Annotated in this window: 17 protein-coding genes and 1 pseudogene; 4 read left to right on the forward strand and 14 right to left on the reverse strand. The window is 45.6% G+C overall.

The window, feature by feature from the left end; translation table 11 throughout:
- Positions 1–217 precede the first annotated feature (217 nt).
- Positions 218–942 (forward strand): annotated as a pseudogene (locus AC1RRX_RS07800) (MurR/RpiR family transcriptional regulator).
- A gap of 94 nt (positions 943–1036) precedes the next feature.
- Here AC1RRX_RS07800 and manA read toward each other — a convergent pair.
- The 6 genes from manA to AC1RRX_RS07830 all read right to left on the reverse strand — a co-directional run bounded on the left by manA (position 1037) and on the right by AC1RRX_RS07830 (position 8688).
- The gene (gene manA, locus AC1RRX_RS07805) at positions 1037–1984 is read right to left on the reverse strand and encodes a mannose-6-phosphate isomerase, class I (protein WP_129003660.1); all 948 of its coding nucleotides are present in this window, start codon (positions 1982–1984) and stop codon (positions 1037–1039) included.
- Between the two features lie 14 nt (positions 1985–1998).
- Positions 1999–3957 (reverse strand): fructose-specific PTS transporter subunit EIIC, encoded by a 1959-nt coding sequence (locus AC1RRX_RS07810; protein ID WP_020956128.1) that lies wholly within the window; start codon positions 3955–3957, stop codon positions 1999–2001.
- Between the two features lie 152 nt (positions 3958–4109).
- Positions 4110–6062, reverse strand: a complete 1953-nt coding sequence (manR, locus tag AC1RRX_RS07815; protein WP_053103966.1) for a mannose transport/utilization transcriptional regulator ManR — start codon at positions 6060–6062, stop codon at positions 4110–4112.
- A gap of 229 nt (positions 6063–6291) precedes the next feature.
- On the reverse strand, positions 6292–7209 hold the full coding sequence (locus AC1RRX_RS07820; protein ID WP_144464156.1) for an MBL fold metallo-hydrolase: 918 nt from the start codon (positions 7207–7209) through the stop codon (positions 6292–6294).
- Positions 7210–7253: 44 nt separating this feature from the next.
- Positions 7254–7736 carry a Cys-tRNA(Pro) deacylase gene (gene ybaK / locus AC1RRX_RS07825; RefSeq protein WP_012118054.1) on the reverse strand — a complete coding sequence of 161 codons (483 nt, stop codon included), beginning with the start codon at positions 7734–7736 and terminating at the stop codon, positions 7254–7256.
- A 67-nt stretch (positions 7737–7803) separates the two neighbouring features.
- The gene (locus AC1RRX_RS07830; protein WP_015240269.1) at positions 7804–8688 is read right to left on the reverse strand and encodes a LysR family transcriptional regulator; all 885 of its coding nucleotides are present in this window, start codon (positions 8686–8688) and stop codon (positions 7804–7806) included.
- Between the two features lie 124 nt (positions 8689–8812).
- Between AC1RRX_RS07830 and AC1RRX_RS07835 the strand changes: the two genes are divergently transcribed.
- Positions 8813–10021 carry an MFS transporter gene (locus AC1RRX_RS07835; protein ID WP_007408230.1) on the forward strand — a complete coding sequence of 403 codons (1209 nt, stop codon included), beginning with the start codon at positions 8813–8815 and terminating at the stop codon, positions 10019–10021.
- A 149-nt stretch (positions 10022–10170) separates the two neighbouring features.
- Here the strand turns inward: AC1RRX_RS07835 and AC1RRX_RS07840 are convergent, their stop codons facing one another.
- The 7 genes from AC1RRX_RS07840 to AC1RRX_RS07870 all read right to left on the reverse strand — a co-directional run bounded on the left by AC1RRX_RS07840 (position 10171) and on the right by AC1RRX_RS07870 (position 17141).
- The gene (locus tag AC1RRX_RS07840; RefSeq protein ID WP_042635378.1) at positions 10171–13332 is read right to left on the reverse strand and encodes a bifunctional cytochrome P450/NADPH--P450 reductase; all 3162 of its coding nucleotides are present in this window, start codon (positions 13330–13332) and stop codon (positions 10171–10173) included.
- Positions 13333–13359: 27 nt separating this feature from the next.
- Entirely contained in the window at positions 13360–13926 is a 567-nt protein-coding gene (locus AC1RRX_RS07845) for a TetR/AcrR family transcriptional regulator (RefSeq protein ID WP_039063345.1), read from the reverse strand.
- Between the two features lie 209 nt (positions 13927–14135).
- Complete coding sequence (locus tag AC1RRX_RS07850; RefSeq protein WP_007408228.1) at positions 14136–14675, reverse strand: class I SAM-dependent methyltransferase; 540 nt, start codon at positions 14673–14675, stop codon at positions 14136–14138.
- A 172-nt stretch (positions 14676–14847) separates the two neighbouring features.
- Positions 14848–15003: a hypothetical protein gene (locus tag AC1RRX_RS07855; RefSeq protein ID WP_007408227.1), complete on the reverse strand. Its 156-nt coding sequence runs from the start codon at positions 15001–15003 to the stop codon at positions 14848–14850.
- A gap of 172 nt (positions 15004–15175) precedes the next feature.
- On the reverse strand, positions 15176–15316 hold the full coding sequence (locus AC1RRX_RS07860; RefSeq protein ID WP_003152787.1) for a YrzI family small protein: 141 nt from the start codon (positions 15314–15316) through the stop codon (positions 15176–15178).
- A gap of 389 nt (positions 15317–15705) precedes the next feature.
- A complete protein-coding gene (locus tag AC1RRX_RS07865) occupies positions 15706–16506 on the reverse strand; it encodes a formate/nitrite transporter family protein (RefSeq protein WP_007408225.1) in 801 nt (266 codons plus the stop codon).
- Between the two features lie 266 nt (positions 16507–16772).
- Positions 16773–17141: a Na-translocating system protein MpsC family protein gene (locus AC1RRX_RS07870; RefSeq protein ID WP_007408224.1), complete on the reverse strand. Its 369-nt coding sequence runs from the start codon at positions 17139–17141 to the stop codon at positions 16773–16775.
- Between the two features lie 305 nt (positions 17142–17446).
- Between AC1RRX_RS07870 and fdhF the strand changes: the two genes are divergently transcribed.
- Complete coding sequence (fdhF, locus tag AC1RRX_RS07875) at positions 17447–20389, forward strand: formate dehydrogenase subunit alpha (protein WP_144464158.1); 2943 nt, start codon at positions 17447–17449, stop codon at positions 20387–20389.
- Between the two features lie 17 nt (positions 20390–20406).
- Positions 20407–20898: a helical membrane plugin domain-containing protein gene (locus AC1RRX_RS07880; RefSeq protein WP_144464160.1), complete on the forward strand. Its 492-nt coding sequence runs from the start codon at positions 20407–20409 to the stop codon at positions 20896–20898.
- A 39-nt stretch (positions 20899–20937) separates the two neighbouring features.
- Here the strand turns inward: AC1RRX_RS07880 and AC1RRX_RS07885 are convergent, their stop codons facing one another.
- Positions 20938–21168: a YrhC family protein gene (locus AC1RRX_RS07885; protein WP_007408222.1), complete on the reverse strand. Its 231-nt coding sequence runs from the start codon at positions 21166–21168 to the stop codon at positions 20938–20940.
- Positions 21169–21219 lie beyond the last annotated feature (51 nt).

Here is a 21219-nt window from a genome sequence, read left to right on the forward strand (position 1 = left end):
CCGCTTTTGTCAGAGACCCTTGAAGAGATCATGCATAAAGCGTATGAACGAATTATATCCGCAGTTGTTTTGCGCCGTAAATCATTGGCTGACGTCTTGTTTTGAATGACACAAAAAGTGATTTGTCACATAAATATAACACTATGTTTCTTTTAAAAATGATATGTTACGATTAGATGTACATTCACCATTCTCATAAAAAGGAGAATCCCCCTGCATGTTCACACACGAAATGATTGCTTCATTTAACGAGCTTGAAACTTCTTTATACAACTACATCTCCCAAAACAGCGAGAAAGTCGTCTATATGCGAATCCGTGAATTGGCAAATGAAACCCATGTATCTACGGCTTCTATTTTACGTTTCTGCAAAAAAATAAACTGTGAAGGGTTTTCGGAGTTTAAGGTGAAGCTGAAATGTATACGGAGGCAAATAAAAAAACGATTTTAAAGAGTCCCCATCATTCCGTTGCCGAGTTTTTTGAAAGAACAGTGAGCGGAGGGATGGAAGAAAAGCTGAAGGAAGCAGCAGCCCTTGCGGCCGATGCAGAAAGCGTTATTTTTATCGGAGTGGGAAGTTCAGGAATTCTCGCCGAATACGGAGCCAGATATTTTTCGTGCTTAGGGAAACTTTCAATGTATATTAAAGATCCTTACTTTCCGGCCCATTCCCATTTCCGCCATAACAGCATCACGATCGCATTATCGGTTTCAGGTGAAGGAGATTCTACGGTGACTCATCTGAATCAGCTGAAACAAGAAGGCAGCCGGGTCATCAGTATTACAAATCATAAACATTCAACCATTGCCAAAATGTCCGATGTGAATATTTCATATTACGTGACGGAAGAATGGGTTGAAAATGCGAATGTCACCACCCAAATCCCCGCTATGTACATACTTGAATCAATGGCTCGGGAGATATACAAATTGAGAGAATAAATTCAGGAACGAAAACACTGATACACTGGAAATTTCGTCCTTTTTGTAGAAAAATGAAAAACCCTTCTCTGATGCTAGAGAAGGGTTTTGAGGATCACAGATGAGACACAATACAATTTGCATGGCCTGCCAGTTTATATTCTCCCAAACCGGAAGGCAGGAGAATATGATCTCCTTTTCTAAAGGGATATTCATGCCCGCCTGCAATCATTATTCCGTCTCCTTCGATCACGCTGACAAGAAGGAAGGGATGATGCTGGAATAGATTTGCTTCACCTTTTACAACCCACTTTTCGACTGAAAAATAAGGACATTCTATTAAAACAGCTGCCAGCAGATCATCTGTTTGTTTATATTGAACGGTCGGCCGTTCACGGACAGATGGAATGTCTATCACTTCTATACTTTTTTCCAAATGGAGCTCGCGCATCCTGCCGTCCGCATCTTTTCTTCCGTAGTCATACAATCTGTAAGTCGTATCTGAATTTTGCTGCGTCTCTAAAATAAGTGTGCTCTTTCCAATCGCGTGTACGGTGCCGCTTGGGACAAAGAAGAAATCTCCCGGCTTTACCTTAACTCTGTTCAGGAGCCCGTCCCATTCTCCGCGCTCAATCATGGACATCAGTTCTTCTTTTGTTGTTGCGTTGTGGCCGAAAATGATCTCCGCATCTTTTTCACAATCAATGATATACCAGCATTCGGTTTTTCCAAGTTCCCCGTTTTCATGCATTTTGGCAAAGTCATCATTCGGATGCACCTGAACGGACAGGTCTTGGTCCGCATCCAAAATTTTTGTAAGAAGAGGAAAACGGTCTCCTTCAAGGTTTCCGAATAAATCTCTGTGATGCTCCCACAATTCACCGAGCGTACATCCTTTATACATGCCGTTTCGAACTGTGCTCTGTCCATTTTGATGAGCGGCGAAGGCCCAGCACTCCCCTGTCCGCTCGGACGGAATATTATAGTGAAAATCACGCAGGGCGGCGCCTCCCCAGATTCTTTCTTTGAAAACCGGATTGAAAAATATCGGTTCAGTAGACATGATCATCCCCCGCTTTATTCGATTTCTTCCAGAAGCTCATACGCCTCTTCTTTTGTCTGAACGGAGAGCAGCCTTTCCCGATAGCTGTCATCCATCAGTTTTCGGGATAACATCTGCAATATTTTTAGATGCTGATTTCCGCCGCTTTCCTTCGGTACGGCAATCATAAAAATCAGTTTTGCATCAGAACCATCAAGGCTGTTCCAGTCAACACCCGAACGTCTTATTCCGAATGCGACACCCGGCGTTTTGACGGCTTCAGACTTTCCGTGCGGAATGGCGATATTCATACCTATCGCCGTGGTTCCCTGCTGTTCCCGGCTCAAAATGGCCTGCTTAAATCCGCTGTCAGACAGCAGCATACCTTTACGGGACATTTTCTCGATCATTTCGTCGATAATGTCATCCCTCGTTTCGCCGGATAAATGCGGTTCAATCAAGTCCGTACTGATAATGTCAGTCAGTTTTTTGATTTCGGTCATCCCGGCTTTTCGGCTGTCAGCCTGAGATGGTTCCTTTGTTTCTTTTGCCGCTGCAGCTTCATTTGGTGCGGCAGACGGCAGCACCTCGCCGGGCGCGGGGGATTTCGCCATATCTTTCTTCAGTACATTAACCAACAGAGCGGTGACAAGAGAGCCTGCTGTTACAGCGATAAAAAACATCAGTACATGATCTACTGCTCCAAGTACAGCAACGATGGGGCCGCCGTGTGCCACTCTGTCCCCCACATGGCCGATCATCGCTATCACCGAGCCGGTCATAGAACCCGCCATAATACTCGGGATCACACGAAGGGGGTCTTGGGCCGCAAATGGAATGGCTCCTTCCGTGATACCGAAAAGGCCCATCGTAAATGATGCTTTTCCCATTTCTCTTTCTGCGGCTGCGAATTTTCTTTTTCCTAAAAACGTTGCAATCCCAAGCCCTATCGGCGGTATACAAATGGAAACGGCAATCGGGCCCATAATTTCATAATTTCCTTCTCCGATCATTGCCGATCCGAAAAGAAAGGCCACCTTGTTTACGGGTCCTCCCATATCAAAGGAGATCATCGCTCCTAAAATCAATGCCAGGAGAATTGAGCTCGAACCTTTCATTCCCGCAAGCCAAACCGTTAATGATGCGAAAATATGAGCGACGGGGGCGCCGATCAGAAATACAAACGCCAAACCGACGATCAGTGAGGCAAACACCGGAATAATAATAATCGGCATAATCGGCTGTATTGCTTTAGGAACTTTACATTTTTTGATTCCAAGCGCCGCATATCCCGCCAAAAATCCCGCAATGATTCCTCCAAGAAATCCTGCGCCGCTTGCACTGTCGTAAAAGCTGCCGGATGCCGCAATATATCCGCCGATCATTCCGGGGACAAGACCCGGCTTATCAGCGATGCTGAACGCGATGTACCCGGCTAAAATCGGGATCATGAATGAAAAAGAAGCACTGCCGATCTGTTCAATCGTTTTCCAAAAAGACTCGTCCGGAATGACTAACCCCTTTGGTGTTTTTTCTCCTCCAAGCGTCAATGCAACCGCTATCAATAATCCGCCGACGACAATGAAAGGAACCATAAAAGAAACGCCGTTCATTAAATGACGGTAAATCGGGTTTTGTTTTTTGCCCTGCTGACTTGCGGATTCAGCTTTTGAAGCAGATTGATAGACCGGCACTTCACCGCTAAGCGCTTTTTGAATTAATTCTTCCGGTTTGCGGATGCCTTCCTGAACCCCGACGGCCAGCAGCTTTTTTCCCGCGAATCGGTCTTTGTTCACCGAGCGGTCCGCCGCGATAATGATTGCGTCTGCTTCCCGGATTTCCTCTTCGGTCAGCCTATTTTCCACCCCGATTCCGCCTTGGGTTTCCACTTTGATCTCAACGCCTAATCTGCCGGCTGCTTTTTGTAAATTTTCAGCAGCCATATACGTATGGGCAATGCCGTTCGGACATGATGTAATCGCTAACAGTTTCATATAAATCCTCCTTTGCAGTCTGAATTTCAAGATCTTGTCTCAACTTTATACTGAAATCAGCCTGTGATAAGCGCGTTTTTTTACCATAAGTTCCGGAAATAACGGCATTTTTCCCTATAAACAGAAAAAAAGCAGGGAGATATTCCCTGCTTTTAATAGTTTAAATACGATAAAAACGTCATCACATTTTTTTCTTCCGTCAGTTTTTGAATAAATACCGGCTGCTCGCTAAGATAGGAAAGCTCACTGAATAATTGCTTTACCTTGTTTTGATCTTCGTGTTTAACGGCAAGCATAAAAACGAGCGACACCTTTTCTGTCCCCCATTCAATCGGCTCTTTTAAGGTGGCGATTGCAATGGCTGATTGTTTGATATATTTAGAGTTCGCGTGAGGGATGGCAATACCCGCCCCGATATTTGTCGCCGACATTTTTTCTCTCATTACTGCATGAATGCCATACTCTTTTTCTACATAGCCTTTTTCATACAAAGCCTGCGCCAGCTTTTCAATGACCTGATAACGGTGCTCTGTCTCTTGCTGTAAAAAAACGAGAAACGGAGTCGTATCGTTCAGCATTTTAAACGTTTTTTGCTCCCGGCGGTGTGATGTATCAAGCTGTTGCAGAAATGCGCTGAGCTTCTTTTCATCAGCAGACTCCAAAAGCGGTGATACGACAATATGAGGGATCGTTACATTTCCAAGCCCTATCGTAGAAATGACGAAATCTATATCTTTATGCTTTTTGATATACTCTGTCAGCTCCGCTTTTGCGATACAGTCTTTTACCGTAATGTGATGAAATTTGCGTTCAATTTTAGTCCGCAGCAATTGCGACATGCCAATGCCCATATGGCAGACGATGATCGTCCTTTTAGGGTTATGACTGTTTCGGCGCAGCCGTTCGATCGCTGCCTGAAAATGCAGCGTCAAATAGGCCGCCTCTTCTTCAGGAATATAAAGATCAAATGTTTGATTGATGTCTTCTAAAACGTCTATGATAAGATGAAACAAATAAGGGTACATTTTCTTGATGTCGTGAAGCATGGGGTTTGAAACAGAGAGATCATAGCTCAGCCGCTTCAACACCGGATCGAGATGAATGTTCAATCCGTTGATCAGTTCCTGGTCTTTATAAAAATCCAGCATTTGCAGTTCTGAAACACGATTGATCAAATGCCTGACGACTTTGGAAAGCTCAGAATCTTCAAGATCAAGCTTCTTTTCTTGCTGCGATGGATAGCGGACTTTCCCGCCTATTATATGTAAAGTTAAATAGACGGCTTCTTCCTCAGGAAACCGGATGGCAAATACCGGCTCAAGCCGTTTTAAACAAGCCAGTGTCCATTCATATTCTTTCTTCTTTTTTACCGCGTCCAGCTGTCTTGCAGAAATGGCGACCGGCTGTTTCATTTTGATACGGCGGATAGTCAGCAATGTATGCAGCAACAAACTTTCAAATGTTTCATCCGTAAAATAGATAGAATGTTTTTTTTGTAATAACTTGATTTCTTTTCTCACAAAGTCCGCTTCATAACTTAAAAACTTACTTTTTATAAATTGGCTTGTAAATTCCGCATTATCAATCAAATCTGAAATTCGCGCCAATGCTTTTCTTTTGTTTTTTTCGTCCCCTTCAATCTTTAAGCCGAGCCGCTGTTTAGAAACCAGCGTGAGATCAAATCGCTTCAGCCACTCTTCAACCGCACTTACATCCTTTTTAATGGAAGCTCTGTTTACAAAATGCTGTGCGGCAATTTCTTTTGCGGAAACGGGCTTTGAATTCATTAATAAATCATAAGCGATGTGAAGTATTCTTTCTTCATCGGTCTTGTGCCTGCACGTAAAGTGCTCATTATAAATTTGCCGGATTAACCGTGACCTTTCCTGTTCAGATATATGTAAATAGACGCCTAATCCCGGTTTGCGGATCAGCTGAGCTTGAGCATGTTCATTCAGGAAATCTTCAATCGTTTTCAAATCATTCCTGATCGTTTTTTCAGAACAGCGGACCCTGTCTGCGAAATCTTGCACAACTAAGTAGTCATCAGGTTCAGATAACAACAGATACAAAATCTTTTTCTGCCTTGAATTCATGTATTTCATCTGTTTTTCTATCCTTCCTGTCCGTTTCTGCTGGAGCAATTGTGATAGGTTAAATATACTACACATACGAAACCGTTTTCATTTTATAATGAAACAAAAGAGTAAAAAGTTTTGTTTTTTACCGCAGATTCCGGAAAAATCATGTTTTATACTAAAGCTGTTCACCTTTGGTTGACAACAAAACACCAACCGTTTTTAAACGATTGGTGTCGGCAGCGAAAACCTGCTGTTACAGCCAAAATGTTTCGCCAAGCGCTAATGCTTTCAGGTTTTCAGGAGGTAATGCAAGCCGATCCCACTCGCCGTGCAGTCTGCTTAGTGCTTCCGGGCCTGTATCATCAGCAAGCCGGAATGCCCCGTAATGCATGGGAATGAAGCTGTCAGCCTTCAGCTCCAAAAACGCTTTCACGGCGTCTTCCGGATTGATATGTGACACTTGCATAAACCATTCCGGTTCGTATGCTCCGATCGGCATCAGAGCCGCCTTAATACGAAACCTCTCTCCGATTTCTTTAAAGCCTTCAAAATAGCCTGTATCTCCTGCAAAATAGATGGACTCGCCGTTTTTGCTTTCTATGACCCAGCCTCCCCAATGAGAGGTATCGGTATCCCAAAGCGTTCTCCGTGTCCAGTGCTGGGCCGGAACAAATGATATGTTCACCCCCCGCATCTCAAAACGATCCCACCAATTCATTTCATGGACCTTTTTGCGGTCTTTTTTGTTGAACAGCTTTTTCAATCCCGCAGGCACGTAAAAATCCGGGTTTCCTCTCAGTTTATTTATACTCGGAAAATCAAGATGGTCATAATGCCCATGTGAGATGAGCACAGCATCAATGTCAGGCAGTTCGCTCAACTCATATCCCGGCTCTGTCAGCCGTTTTTGAAAACCCATCCTCCGCGCCCATACAGGGTCGGTCATTATGTTAAGCCCCTGTATTTGGATCAGAAATGAAGAATGGCCGATCCATGTTATGGCGGTTTCCGTCCGATTGACAGCAACATCACGGACATCCCTTGTGACCGCTTTCGGAATGTTCTCGCTTAAATCTTTACTTTTTTCTCTTCGTTCTTTCATCCATTTCCACATGTCCCTGAATCCATGTTCATTCTTCACGCCATTCAAGTTTTCATATCTTTTTTTCATTATCATTCTCCCTTGACACGTGTTCCATTAGATTCATCGGACATTTATACAATGTCTGTAAATACCGCCCCGCTTGCTTCGGCTAAATCTTGAGGCGCTGCTTTCAGCTGCATTCCGATTTTCCCCGCACTGACAATCATAAACTCCAGTGTTTCAGCGGATCTATCAATAAAAGTCGGAAACCTTTTTTTCATGCCGATCGGAGAGCAGCCGCCGCGCATATAGCCGGTTACTCCCAAAAGGTCCTTCATAGCAATCATTTCTATTTTCTTCTCACCTGCCGCCTTCGCAGCTTTTTTCAGATTCAGTTCTTTTGCAACGGGAACGACAAAGACGTAATAACGATCAGTTCCTGCAGATGCCACTAAGGTTTTATAAACATATTCGGCAGCGTATCCGATTTTTTGTGAAACGGAAAGACCGTCTGCGGGCTGTCCCCCTTCTGTTTTGTAACCTAATAGCTCATAGGGAATGTTTTGCTGCTCAATGATACGGACAGCATTTGTTTTCACTGTTTTTTTCGCCATGGTTTTCCTCCGTTTTCTGTATTTCTTTCTGCTTTATTTTCAACTTCGATTTTAATAAAATGACCGCTCAGTTGCGTGCTTTGTAATACTCAAGTGCAAACTGTTTAAAACGCTCAGCAGCGGGAGAGAGAGCATGGTTTTTCAGCTGGGCTAACGCTATGGTGCGTTCGCATTGGTAATCTGCAACCGGAAGAAAAACGACCGGAAAGTATGAATGCTCCGCGGTTTTCGGCAGCACTGCAGCCCCCAGACCCGCGGCGGTCAGTCCTAATATGGTTGACACTTCCTCTCCTTCAAATGCGAGATGCGGGTGTATATTCAAATCCCGGCACATCAGATCAAACATATACCTCAGCCCGTATCCCGGTTTAAAACCCACAAAATCCTCGTCCTGCATCTCTTTCATTTGAATGCTTTTATTTCCTGCAAGCGGGTGGTTCTCAGGTAGCACCGCATAAAGAGGCTCTTTCTCCAGCACTGTCCATTGTAAAAGCTCGCTGGGAAGCGGCGGAGAGCTGAGACAGATATCCGCATCTCCCGTTTCCACCATTTTGCGAAGCGTTTCATTTGCGCCTTGATAAAGCCGGAAGGTCACGTTTGGGTATAGCTTTTTAAATTCGGCAATCAGCTGAGGCATTAAGCGCAGCCCGAGTGTATGAAGAAATGATACAGATATTTCGCCGTGCTCCAGGCTCATATTCTTTTTCACTTGTTCAACGCCTTCATTTAAAGCTCTTCTCGCTTGTTTTGCTTTTATTAAGAACTGCTCTCCGTGTCTTGTCAGCCGGACGGCTTTTGTCTCTCTGTAAAATAACGGCGCGCCTAATTCTTCTTCGAGCCTGATAATCGATCGGCTTAATGCCGGCTGAGAAATCATTCTTTCTTTTGCCGCATTTGTGAAATGCTGATGAGCTGCCGCCGCAATGAAGTTGTCAATTTGATGAAGCTCCATTTTCTCCTTCTCCCCTTTCTTCATAACCTACACGCATTAATTCTATAGTTATTATAAATTAGACACATTGAAATGAAAAGCGTACGATACATATATAACCAACAGTGAGAAAAGAGGGACATTCATGACGTTTATTCAGCCTCATACAAAGGCTTACAGAAAGGCCAGCTTGGCTCTGTTTATCAGCGGCTTTGTGACCTTCGCCACGCTTTACACGACACAGCCGCTTATGCCTTTGTTTTCGGAAGAGTTTCATATTTCCGCTGCGGCTGCCAGCTTAACTTTATCCATCTCAACAGCCGTTTTGGCATTTTCATTATTGGCCGCCGCTTCGTTGTCTGACGGATTCGGCAGAAAAAAATTAATGGTGCTGTCGTTAACAGCTACTTCTGTTTTAGGTCTATTAACAGCGTTCAGTCCGGCTTTTCCCGCGCTTTTGGCGATGAGGGCGCTGCTCGGTATTTTCCTGGCAGGAGTTCCGGCTGTCGCTATGACATATGTAGGCGAGGAGTTTGATCCGAAGGGCCTCGGGAAAATGATGGGCTTGTATATCAGCGGCACAAGCATCGGGGGAATGAGCGGCAGGCTGTTAACGGGGCTTCTGACCGATGTATTCGGCTGGCGGCCGGCGCTTGCCATCATCGGCATTCTTTCTATTGTATTAAGCTATTTGTTTTGGCGTTTTCTTCCGGCTCCGCGCCATTCATCTCAGCGGCATGCGGGCGTAAAAGCGGCATGTAAGGAATACGGAGCGGTCCTGCACCGCAAACGGCTGCTTTTGTTAATATCTCTGGGATTTATATTAATGGGGAGTTTTGTGACATTATATAATTATATCGGCTTTCATTTAATGGCGGCTCCTTATCATTTGTCGCAGACTGTGATCGGTTTTATTTTTATTGTCTATCTCGCGGGAACGTTCAGCTCGGTCTATATGGGGAAAAAAGCAGATCTTTTCGGAAGCGGAAAAATGATTAAGATTGCGATTTTTGTTATGCTTGCCGGCGCAGCGGTGACACTTTTGCCCCAGCTTGCGCTCAAAATCGCGGGGATTGCCGTCTTTACCTTCGGCTTTTTCGGCGCGCATTCGATCGCAAGCGCCTGGGTCGGCCGCGCAGCCGGTGATCAGCGCGCGCAAGCCTCTTCATTATATCTGCTTGCATACTATATCGGTTCAAGCGTGGCCGGGTCTTGCGGCGGTTTCTTTTGGACGCATTTTCATTGGATCGGTATCATTTCATTTATTTCGGTTTTGCTATTGCTGTCTTATCCGGTTTTATTTCTGGCGGAATTCAGAAAAAAGGGACATAGCCGCCTGCATGTAAATCAATAAAAACATTAAAGATTTGTGCCTTTTGTCCGATACTAAAGATAAGGCCGGCACGATACTCCCTATAACTATTCCTTTTGATTCAGTAGATTTCAAATATCGTGCCGGCTTTCTTCAATTAAAAAACATTCTTCAGTTGTCTCACTCTTCTGTTACATACCTGCCCAAACATCTTTCGCATATCTTCCTTCCGCCTGCAGCTGTTCAAGCCACTCCAAGGAAACTTTTGAATCGGTGTTATGCACCTTTTCATACGCCTGAAGCAGTACATTTTCGACAGCCGGAGCCATTTTGCTTCCGTCACCGCATATATAGAGATGGCCGCCTTGGTCAAGAAGGGCAATAATTTGTGCAGCCTCGCGAAGCAGAACATCCTGTACATATACTTTACAGTCCTGATCTAACCTGGAATACGCCCGATGCACGGTGACAAGGCCGTTTTTCTCCGCATGGTCGAATTCATCTTTGTACAGATCGTCTTCTTCAGGATGCCGGCAGCCGAAGTATAAATGAGCTTCACCCAGGCTGTTACCGGACATTTTTTCGGCAGCCCGCGCCTGGATAAATCCCCTGAACGGCGCAATTCCTGTGCCTGCTCCGACCATAATGAGAGGCGTTTTCGGATTTTCAGGCAATGCGAAACCCGACTGCGGCGAGCGGATGAAACAGACGGCAGAATCGCCTTTTTGTAATCCGGCTAAATAGTTCGAAGCCACGCCCCGGTATTCCCCACGGCCGCTCCATGCCGGAGCCGTCACAACGCCGACCGTGATACTGAGCTCCCCGCTGGTTGCCTTCGGTGAGCTTGAGATTGAATAATAGCGCGCCTTTAAGGACGGCAGAAGTTCTAAAAAGCGCTCAAACGGCAGTTCACATGCAGGATAATCTTCCAGCAGGTCCAGCATGGTCATTCGTTTTTTCAGCACGTTTTCTTTATATGCCGCATCATCAGAATAAAGATGCTCCAATTCTTTTTGGTGCGGCGGGCACACGGTATGTGCGGCAAGTTCGCGAAGCTGGGCTCTCGTTGCCGGCTCCTGCAGCTCTACATAGGACGCCAAAAGCTCCGGCGCATTAACCGGCCGGTCCATCGGCAGATGAGGCAGCTGCCGGCCCTTGATCTTAAAGTGCTGGTTCGGATCAAGACCGAATCGGCGAATGACACGGCTGATCAGTTCCCCGCTGTTTTGCGGAAGCACCCCGAGATGATCTCCTTCCTGATACGTTTCTGTTTCGGGGAGACGCAGCTCAATATGCCGGACTGAGCGCTTGCTGCTTTCGGTATGAAGCTCTTTGTTCGTGATGACCTCCGCCTCAAATGCTTTGTACGTTTTGGCAATCGGCGTCTCGGCTGCTTCACTTACGTATTCGATTGATAACTGTGATTTGTTTGTCTGTTTTGGAGCGGCCTCTATATGAAAAGCCTTCATGATGTCCTTCCAGAATGAGTCTTCCCAGGCTTCCTGACTGTACTCAAAATCATCGGCATTGTCGCCCTCCCCGATAGAGGTCAGCCGTTTTGCCCCTTTTTCTTCAAGCACTTTGTCTATCAGGCGGGGGATCCTTTGGTAAGTGGCGGCCCAGTTGCGGTCTCCGCAGCCGAAGACGGCGTAAGAAACACCCTTTAATTCCTGATCTTCAAGGGTTTCCATCCATTTCACAAAACCCGCTGCATTATCAGGCGGCGCCCCGTTATAAGAAGCCGTAACAATAACGACCGCGCCTTTTACAGGCAGTTTCCCGGCATAATCATCGAGCGGGCCGGTTTCAGTTGAAAATCCTTTGCTTCTTCCGATATCAGCCAGCTCTTCCGCGATTCCTTCCGCAGTTCCCAAATTTGAACCGTAAAGAATGAGAAGCGGCGTTCCGTGGGACGGGATTTCTTTCGTTTCTTCTTTGTGACCGCTGCCTTCAGCTTTATGGTTTTGTACGGGCTGATGATTGGACACGTCCTTGTTTTTCACACGGATTTTAAAATCACCGGGCTTAATGGTTAGAGCTTCTTTAATCGTAAGCTCATAATCAGTATGATCAATCAGTTCAAAATGTTTCAGGACAAGGCCGAGCACCATTGTCGCTTCCTGCAGGGCAAACTGCATCCCGATGCATGCGCGCTGTCCGTTTCCGAACGGCTTATACGCGTCAGCCGGAATTGCCGCGGGATCGCTGAACCTTTCCGGGCGGAATAACTCGGCATCTTCTCCCCACGCGCTTTTATCCCGATGCAGCTGCGGAGTCAGAATCGTCACCGGCTGTCCCTTCGCAATCGGATATTTCCCGCCGAGAACCGTATCTTCTTTCGCGTACAGAGAAAATGCCGGGGCAGTCGGATACAGCCGCAAAGTCTCGTTTAGCACCATGCGGATATATGTCAGCTGCTGAATCTGCTTATATTCAGGGGTCTCTCCCGTCAGCACCCGCTCGGCTTCCTGAACGGCTTTTTTCAATTTATCTTTATTTTTCAGCAGGCAGTATATCGCAAAAGAAAGCAGCCCGCTTGTGGTTTCATGCCCAGCGATCAAAAAAGTAATGATTTGATAACGGATATTTTCATCATCCAGCCTTTCCCCCGTTACGGGGTCTTTCGCTTCAAGCATCAATGCTAAAAGGTCAGACAGATTCTCATCCGGATTTTCCCTCCGTTCAGCGATGATCCGGTCTACAAGCGAATTCATCTCTTCAATATCCTGCTGGAACTGATGTCTCGTTTTGATCATCAGCTTGTCCTGCAGGCTGTGTCTTTGTGATTGGCGCATTGCCTCCTGCAGCGCACGAAGCATACTTGTGATAAAAGGATGCTGTGTGTCGCGGTAAAAGCTGTTAAAGCGGTAATGAAATCCGCACAGGCCGATTGTATCCAGCGTCAGGCGCGTCATATCTTCGGCAACATCAATTTCTTCATTCGGATTTAATCTGCTCCACTTCTGCACGAGCTGCATGGCAATATCCAGCATCATTGAATGATAGCCTTTCATCGCCTTCTGGCTGAAGCTCGGCAATAAAATCCGATGCGCTTTCTGCCAATTCTTTTCGTGAGTCCAGCTCGTAAATAGTCCGTCACCGCCAAACTCACGGACTTTCAGCAGGGCTTTGCTGAGATTTTTGTCAAATCGCTTTTCATCACAGACTTCTGCCGCGAGCTCGCGGCCTGATACGAAGACCCCGACAGAGCTCGGAAATTCAAAACGAAAGATCGGGCCGTATTCTTCGGCAATTTTCCAGAGCGATTGTGACAGTTTTTCTTTTTCCAAGTGAGGGAGATTTTTCAGAGGTCCGTATGTTTTCGGCTGCGGTATAGCGCTTAGCTGTTTCATATCGATCTTCCTTCCTTCGGCGAATAATTAATGAGTTCTGATGGCATCCCAAGAACATTGTTCCAATTCTTTCAGAAACGGTTTTGTTATTTCGACGCTTCCCGTCCGGACAAGCTGATAGAGTTTGAGATATGCCCCGAGCAGCAGCGCTATCAGCACATTGGACGGCAGATTGCGGAGCACGCCTTCAGACTTGCCGCGCTGAAAAAAGACGTCAAGCATCTGTGTTATTTCATCAAGAAGCTTACGGCTCGTTTCATTCAGAAAGTAGGCGTCCTTATTCGTTTCAAGAAAAAACAATGCATACTCACTTTCCTTCGTAAAATCAATCAGACAATAAAACAGGTGATGAAACCCTTCTCTTACAGATATCCCCTGAAAGTCCGTTTTGACTTTTTTCATAAAACGCTGCGCACTTTCCTGATACAGTACGTTCACAAGTGTCTCTTTACTGTCAAAGTAACGGTAAATTGTGCCGGTTCCGACATCGGCCTGAGCGGCAATCATCGGAATCGTCGTGGCGTCAAATCCTCTATCTGTAAACAAAGTAAGCGACGCTTTCATAATGAGTTCAACCTTATTTGAAGCTGTCATTTCATCCCCCTTTCTAAACGCGGAATGAATATTCATTCCGTTTGTTCAAAATATTTAAAATGTACGGTCATCTGATTACCATTGTATAAGAAAAAAACTTTTTTTAATATAAAATATATGTGAAATAACCAAAAATAAGGAAATATGCCCAATTTCACAAAAAGAGCTGCAGTGACTTAAGCAGCTCTTTTTATTTCCCAAGAAATATTCTATTTAATGGCAGTAATAAAATGGAATGAATCTCTGCTGACAACTGAAATGTCTCTGAAATGCTGATCATAGAGCACCTCAATCACATCCTTTTCACTCATCCGCGAAGGTTTCAAAACCATATAGAAACACCCGTCAATTTGAAGAACGCGGTACACTTCTTTACATGCCGTCCGGTAATCGCTGACTGTTTCAGCAGTATGTAATGAGAAGACTTTATGAAAGCTGCGGTCGCGGAACGGTATGCTTTCCGGCCTCCCCTGCTGAATGTTTCCGAGCCCGGCTTTTATAACCGAACGGTTTGCGCGCTGTGTTTTCCGTATTTTACGTTTCGATGTTTCTATGCTTTTAAGACTGCCCTTTTCAAGCTGTCCGATGATTTGTTTAAACATTGAGCCGTTTCCGGTCCCGATTTCCAAAATGCGGTCGTATTCCTGTATGTCCATCAAGATTTGCTGAATGACTGACTCTGCCGGTTCTGATGCAGCAAAGTATTTCGCGCGCATTCGTTTTAATGCTGAAGATGTATGTTGCAACATTGTATAACACCCGCTTTTCCATTCCTGTGATTTATTATTCAGAAATAATATTACCTCGTATTAGTATGAGGTACTAACTAGACGCACTTCTCTTCATGAACGTTTCGATTTATTTGAAATTTATATTTGTTTTCATAAAAAAAAGACGGAAAACGTAGGTTTTCCGCCTGCTCTAGTACCAATAATACGGTGCTATATATCTTGTCTGCCGGGAAAGCGCCGCCATTCTCTGCCGGCGATACGGGTTGCCGTAGCCGTGCTTAAATGAATGGGGCATTGACGCATACCCGTGCCCGATGGATGGAATTCTGTTCTGACCGCCTTGCATGCTATCACCCGCTTACCAATTTTTCTTTCTTTACCATGGTATGCAGGCCGTCTGCGACGTGACAGCAACATCCTCGCTAAACCTGGTCCTTCTCCATTGTGTAATGATTCAGCAGTTCAATTCTGAACATGATAATCTCCTCCTTCTCCTCCGTTTTGGCCCTTCGTGTCCGTTAGTTCATATAAAAGTGTTTCAGCTGGCGTTCTTTCGCTTCATTATAAAACTCTTCGACCTGCTGTTCTCGTTCATACTCTTCCGCACTTTTAAAACGCTTTGAAATGGTCAGTGTTAAAAAGAAAAGATTAATGGTCATTATCGCTCACCCCCTTTCAATATCCGCACAAGCGAAAATAACCCGCAGCAAAGTTCATATGCGCTGCGGGCAGACTAAATCCGCAGACAAAAGAAGACTGTGCTTCTTTCCCTGCGGGGAGCTGCGAATGTCCTGATACTCCGAAATTAACGTGCTTGACAGGCAGAGGTTAAGGAAGGACACGAACTCTTCCACAGGCTGAATCGGTTCAATTGTAGATTTTGATTGCCGTTTAACGTCGTCATGTGATTCAACCTCCCTTTGCTTTTTTCTTACTTTGTAAGTATATCCATCAGCTTCCATTTTGTAAACATTTTTTTCAAGATTTGGACGGAAAATGTGCTGGCATTCCGCTTCAATTGTCCGTGTTTTCCGGCATCTTTCTTACCTCAGGAAACTCTTTTCATCCCTTGCTTTTTCTGATCTTTTTTTGAATATGCAATAAAATAAATAAGGCCGACAAACACTGCCCCGCCGATGACATTGCCGATAAAGGCCGGAATGAGATTGCCAATCAGATCACCCCACGAAAAAGAGCCTGCAAATATCGCAGCCGGGATGATAAACATATTGGCTACAACGTGCTGAAAACCAATTGCGACAAACGCCATAATAGGAAACCATATACCCGCGATTTTTCCGGCTCCGTCTTCTGCGCCGAAAGAAAGCCAGACGGCCAAACAGACAAGCCAGTTACAGCCGATCGCCGAAACAATGACTTTTCCAAACGGCATATCCAATTTGCCTTGTGCGACCGCAATTGTTTTTTCCAAGTAAGGTCCTGTTTCGGTTAATCCGACAACATGTCCGAAAAAGTAAGCGACAAACAGTGCGCCGACAAGATTCATCAACGTCACGATCACCCAATTTTTCACCAATGCACCGGCGGATATTCTTCTGGAAAACAGCGCCATGGATACCGACATCATATTTCCCGTAATCAGCTCCGCGCCGGCAAGAACGACGAGCACCAATCCGATGGGAAACACGGACGCCCCGATTAAACTCGACAGGCTTCCCCATTCTTTCGGAAGGTCGCCGATGACACGGATATCAAGCAAATAACCGAGTGCGATAAACGCTCCTCCCAAAAATCCTAATACAATCAGTGCTGAAAGCGGTGAATGCACCTTTTTTACCCCTGATTCGACCGCAAGCTCCGCTATTTCGTCCGGTTTACGAAAAGCCATAATAACCCCTCCATTTATCATTTCAGCCCGCAGTTTCCAAAGACGCCTAACAAAAAAGGCAGCATTCAACTAACCCGTCTGAAAAAACGGGGTTTGAATGCTGCCTAACTTGTATGCATACCCATACAACAATATCAAGCAGAATGAAAATATGCGGTATAGAATATGTACAGATCATGCACACATTCCATAAAAAATCGTCCTTAGGCCACTGCTGGCAGTTCATATCATATCAAATGTGACAATTTCGTGTCAATTGAATATTGTCAGCTTTTGATTTCTTCTTTATGCTCTTCAATTGAGCGGTCAAAGACAAACACCGATACAGCAATATTTTCCTCTATTTTAATATCTGAAAACAGATGTACAAGCTTTGCTCCGATGAGCTCTTCCATTCCGTCAGGCGTTTGTTTTGAATACAGCTCCTGAATTAAGCTGGTTCGCGCCGCATGAACCATTTCTCTTCCTTCAGGCGTGCGTGCGATAAACTGCTCACTTGCGCTTAGATTTCCGTAAAGCGTAGATACCGCCATGTTATCCACAAAAACGGTGTGAATTCGTTCAGGCCCCTTTCCAAATAATTCTTTGCGCAATTTCCGGATAATATCGTTAAATTCATGAATTTTTTTAGACATATTGACCCCTCCGATTTTAGCCTATGAAAGACATTCCCGGTTCCCCTTTGTGACATTTCACTTGGTTAAAGTTTTCCTTTCGTATTGTATTATAATAAATATCACCTTATAATAAAAGCAGTGAAGATGGATTTGTAATAGGAAACGTGTTATGAGTCTATCGTTTTATACAAATAGGATTGGTCTGTTAGTAAGACTTGCTAGTGAACTATTCCGCCATGCGTATTTATACCGTTCTCCGGACAGGAGGCCGGTATCTATGTGCATGGCTTTTTTCGAGTTTAAAAGATGGAGGGGAATTGGAAGTGACAGACGTTCAGTCTATCCGTGTCAAAATTGACGGCACGGAGTATGAAGCACCAGAGGGGTCTAAGATTTTAGATATTTTAAACCAAAACGGAATTGAGATTCCGCAAATATGCCATGTACCGGAAGTGGATCCGATTCAAACATGTGACACCTGTATTGTTGAAGTAAACGGGAAATTGCAGCGCTCTTGTTCCACGGCTGCAGAAAACGGGATGTCCATCTCGCTTACGTCGGGAAGGGTAAAAGAGGCTCAGACAGAGGCCATGGACCGCCTGCTCGAGAATCACCTGCTTTACTGTACGGTATGCGATAACAACAACGGCAACTGCACACTGCATAATACAGCGGAAATGATGGGAATTGAGCATCAGAAATATCCGTATACGCCGAAAGATGATTCAAAGTGCGCGGTTGATATGTCTCACCCGTTTTACCGCTATGATCCGAACCAATGCATCGCCTGCGGCCAATGTGTGGAAGTGTGTCAAAACCTTCAGGTGAATGAGACCCTTTCAATTGATTGGGAGCGCGACCGCCCGCGGGTCATTTGGGATGAAGGCGTCGCCATTAATGAATCTTCCTGCGTCAGCTGCGGCCAGTGTGTCACTGTCTGTCCTTGTAACGCACTGATGGAAAAATCAATGCTCGGCCAAGCCGGATTTATGACAGGAATAAAAGAAGATGTCATGGAACCGATGATTGATTTAGTGAAAAATGTTGAACCCGACTATACAAGCATCTTCGCCGTGTCTGAAGTGGAAGCGGCTATGCGCGATAAACGGACGAAAAAAACAAAAACAGTCTGCACGTTCTGCGGCGTCGGATGCTCTTTTGAAGTATGGACAAAAGGCCGTGACATCCTTAAAATTCAGCCTGTTTCCGATGCTCCGGTTAACGCGATTTCCACTTGTGTGAAAGGGAAATTCGGCTGGGACTTCGTGAATTCGGAAGAACGGATTACAAAACCGCTTATCCGGAAAAACGGCGCATTTGTTGAAGCGTCATGGGAAGAAGCTCTTGATCTTGTCGCTTCAAGACTCGGTTCGATCAAGGCCGAACACGGAAATGGTTCTGTCGGTTTTATTTCTTCTTCTAAAATTACGAATGAAGACAACTACGTCATTCAAAAATTGGCACGTCAAGTATTTGAAACCAACAACGTGGATAACTGCTCACGCTACTGCCAGTCACCGGCAACGGACGGCTTATTCCGCACCGTCGGTATGGGCGGAGACGCCGGCACAATTAAAGATATCGCAAAAGCGGGCCTCGTGCTCATCGTCGGCGCCAATCCGGCGGAAGGACATCCGGTTCTGGCCACACGCGTGAAACGCGCCCATAAACTGCACGGCCAAAAACTGATTGTTGCCGATCTGCGCAGAAATGAAATGGCTGAACGGTCCGACCTCTTTATCAGCCCGAAACAAGGGACTGACCAGGTCTGGCTCATGGCAGTAACGAAATATATGATTGACCAAGGCTGGCACGATCAAGCGTTTATTGATGAAAATGTCAACTACTTTGATGATTATAAAGAAACGCTGGAAAAATACACATTGGAATATGCGGAGCGCATCACCGGACTTTCTCAGGATACGATCATCCGCATTGCCGAAATGATTCGTGATGCAGACGGCACTTGTGTTCTTTGGGGCATGGGCGTTACTCAAAATACAGGCGGCTCTGATACATCAGCGGCGATTTCCAACCTGCTGCTTGCCACAGGAAACTACCGCCGTCCGGGCGCCGGAGCCTATCCGCTGCGGGGACATAACAACGTTCAAGGCGCTTGCGATATGGGAACTCTTCCAGGCTGGCTTCCGGGGTATCAGCATATTACCGATGATGCGGCACGCGCTAAATTCGAAAAAGCTTACGGTGTTGAAATTGACGGCAAGCCGGGTCTTGATAATATCGAAATGCTCCATGCGATTGAAGAAGGAAACATGAAAGCCATGTATCTCGTCGGTGAAGATATGGCGCTCGTCGATTCAAACGCCAACCATGTTCATAACATTTTATCCAGCCTTGATTTCTTTGTTGTGCAGGATATTTTCCTTTCAAGAACGGCGCAATACGCGGATGTCATCCTGCCTGCGGTTCCATCTCTTGAAAAAGACGGAACATTTACAAACACAGAGCGGCGTGTGCAAAGATTGTATCAGGCGCTTCCGACACTCGGCGATGCAAAACCCGACTGGTGGATTATTCAGGAAGTCGCCAATCGTTTAGGCGCTGATTGGAATTACACGCATCCTAGCGACATTTTCTCAGAAATGGCGAGCCTTTCTCCGCTGTTCGGAAAAGCAAGCTACGACGTTCTTAGCGGCTGGAACAGCTTCTTGTGGGGAAGCTTTACGGGAGAAAGCACTCCGCTTCTTTATGAAGACGGCTTTAACTTCCCGGACAAAAAAGCCCGTTTTGCGCTGAGCGATTGGGTGGAGCCTGCTGTATTCCCTGAAGAATATGACCTGCATATTAACAACGGACGGATGCTTGAACATTTCCACGAAGGAAACATGACAAACAAGTCAAAAGGCATTCAGTCTAAAGTTCCGGATGTATTTGTTGAAGTATCGCCGGAGCTCGCGGCTGAACGCGGAATTTGCGACGGGACAATGATCCGGCTCGTCTCTCCTTTTGGGGCGGTTAAATTGAACGCGCTTGTGACAGACCGCGTCCGCGCGAATGAGCTTTATCTGCCGATGAACTCTACAGATAAAGATTCTGCGATTAATTTCCTGACCGGGCCTGCGTATGATTCACGGACACATACACCTGCCTATAAGCAGACAAAAGTCCGCATGGAAGTGCTTGGTTCCTGTGATACTCCGCCGCTTCCGAAAACGAATCCGCGGAACAAAAAACGTCATCCGCAAAACGGTGTGGAAGCTCAGCGAAAATGGAACCGTCCGGGCTATGTGCACTTAACTGATTAAGGAAAGGAGGAAACATTATGGCAAGCCCAATTACTGAAATTCAAAAAGAAACGAAAACAGAGGAACAGCTGAAAGCTGAAAAACTGGAAGAGCTGAAGACGCTTCTCGCAGAAAATGAAGAAGCCGTCGCGAAAACGATGTCCATCATGGCAGAGCTGAATGGCTTGGGCATTTTTGATGCCGCCGGCTATATGCTCCAGGCAAAAGAGGAGATTGCCAAAATCGCACTCGGACTGATTTCCCGGGAACCTGTCACCAATCTCCTGAATACGATGATGGCCGCGGGAGGCGCGCTGTCAAAAGCTGATCCCGAATTTATGGGCAGACTTTTAGAAAGCGCCATGGCCGGGACGAGTCAGGCGCAAAGATTTTTAAAAGAGGACAGGAAAGTCAGTATGTTTGAACTGATGAAAGCCGTCGGTGATCCTGATATTAACCGCGCGCTCGGCTTCGGGCTGCAGTTTTTAAAAGGAATGGGAAAAGAATTACGCGAAACCCCGTCTGAATAAGAAACGAAAAAGCCATTGTCAAAAGACAATGGCTTTTTTTTATTCTTCGGCCTCTTCCAGCCTCTTTTTATAAATAAGTGAACGGTCAACGCAGAAATAAGCGCCCGCTAAAAATACACAATCCGTTACAAACATCAGCATTTTCTGGCCCGCGGTCAGCCCTTGTCCGGGAAGAACCGCGCCGATATAAATGAAGGTGCTGACTGCAAGCAGAATAAATGCGTAATGCTTAAAATCTTCTATTAATGATTTCAGTCTTTTCTTCTCCATATAAGGTCACCTGCCAGTTTTATAGTCTACCAACATTATAATACAAGCTGA

This window comes from Bacillus sp. GW821-FHT11D08, assembly GCF_058808515.1.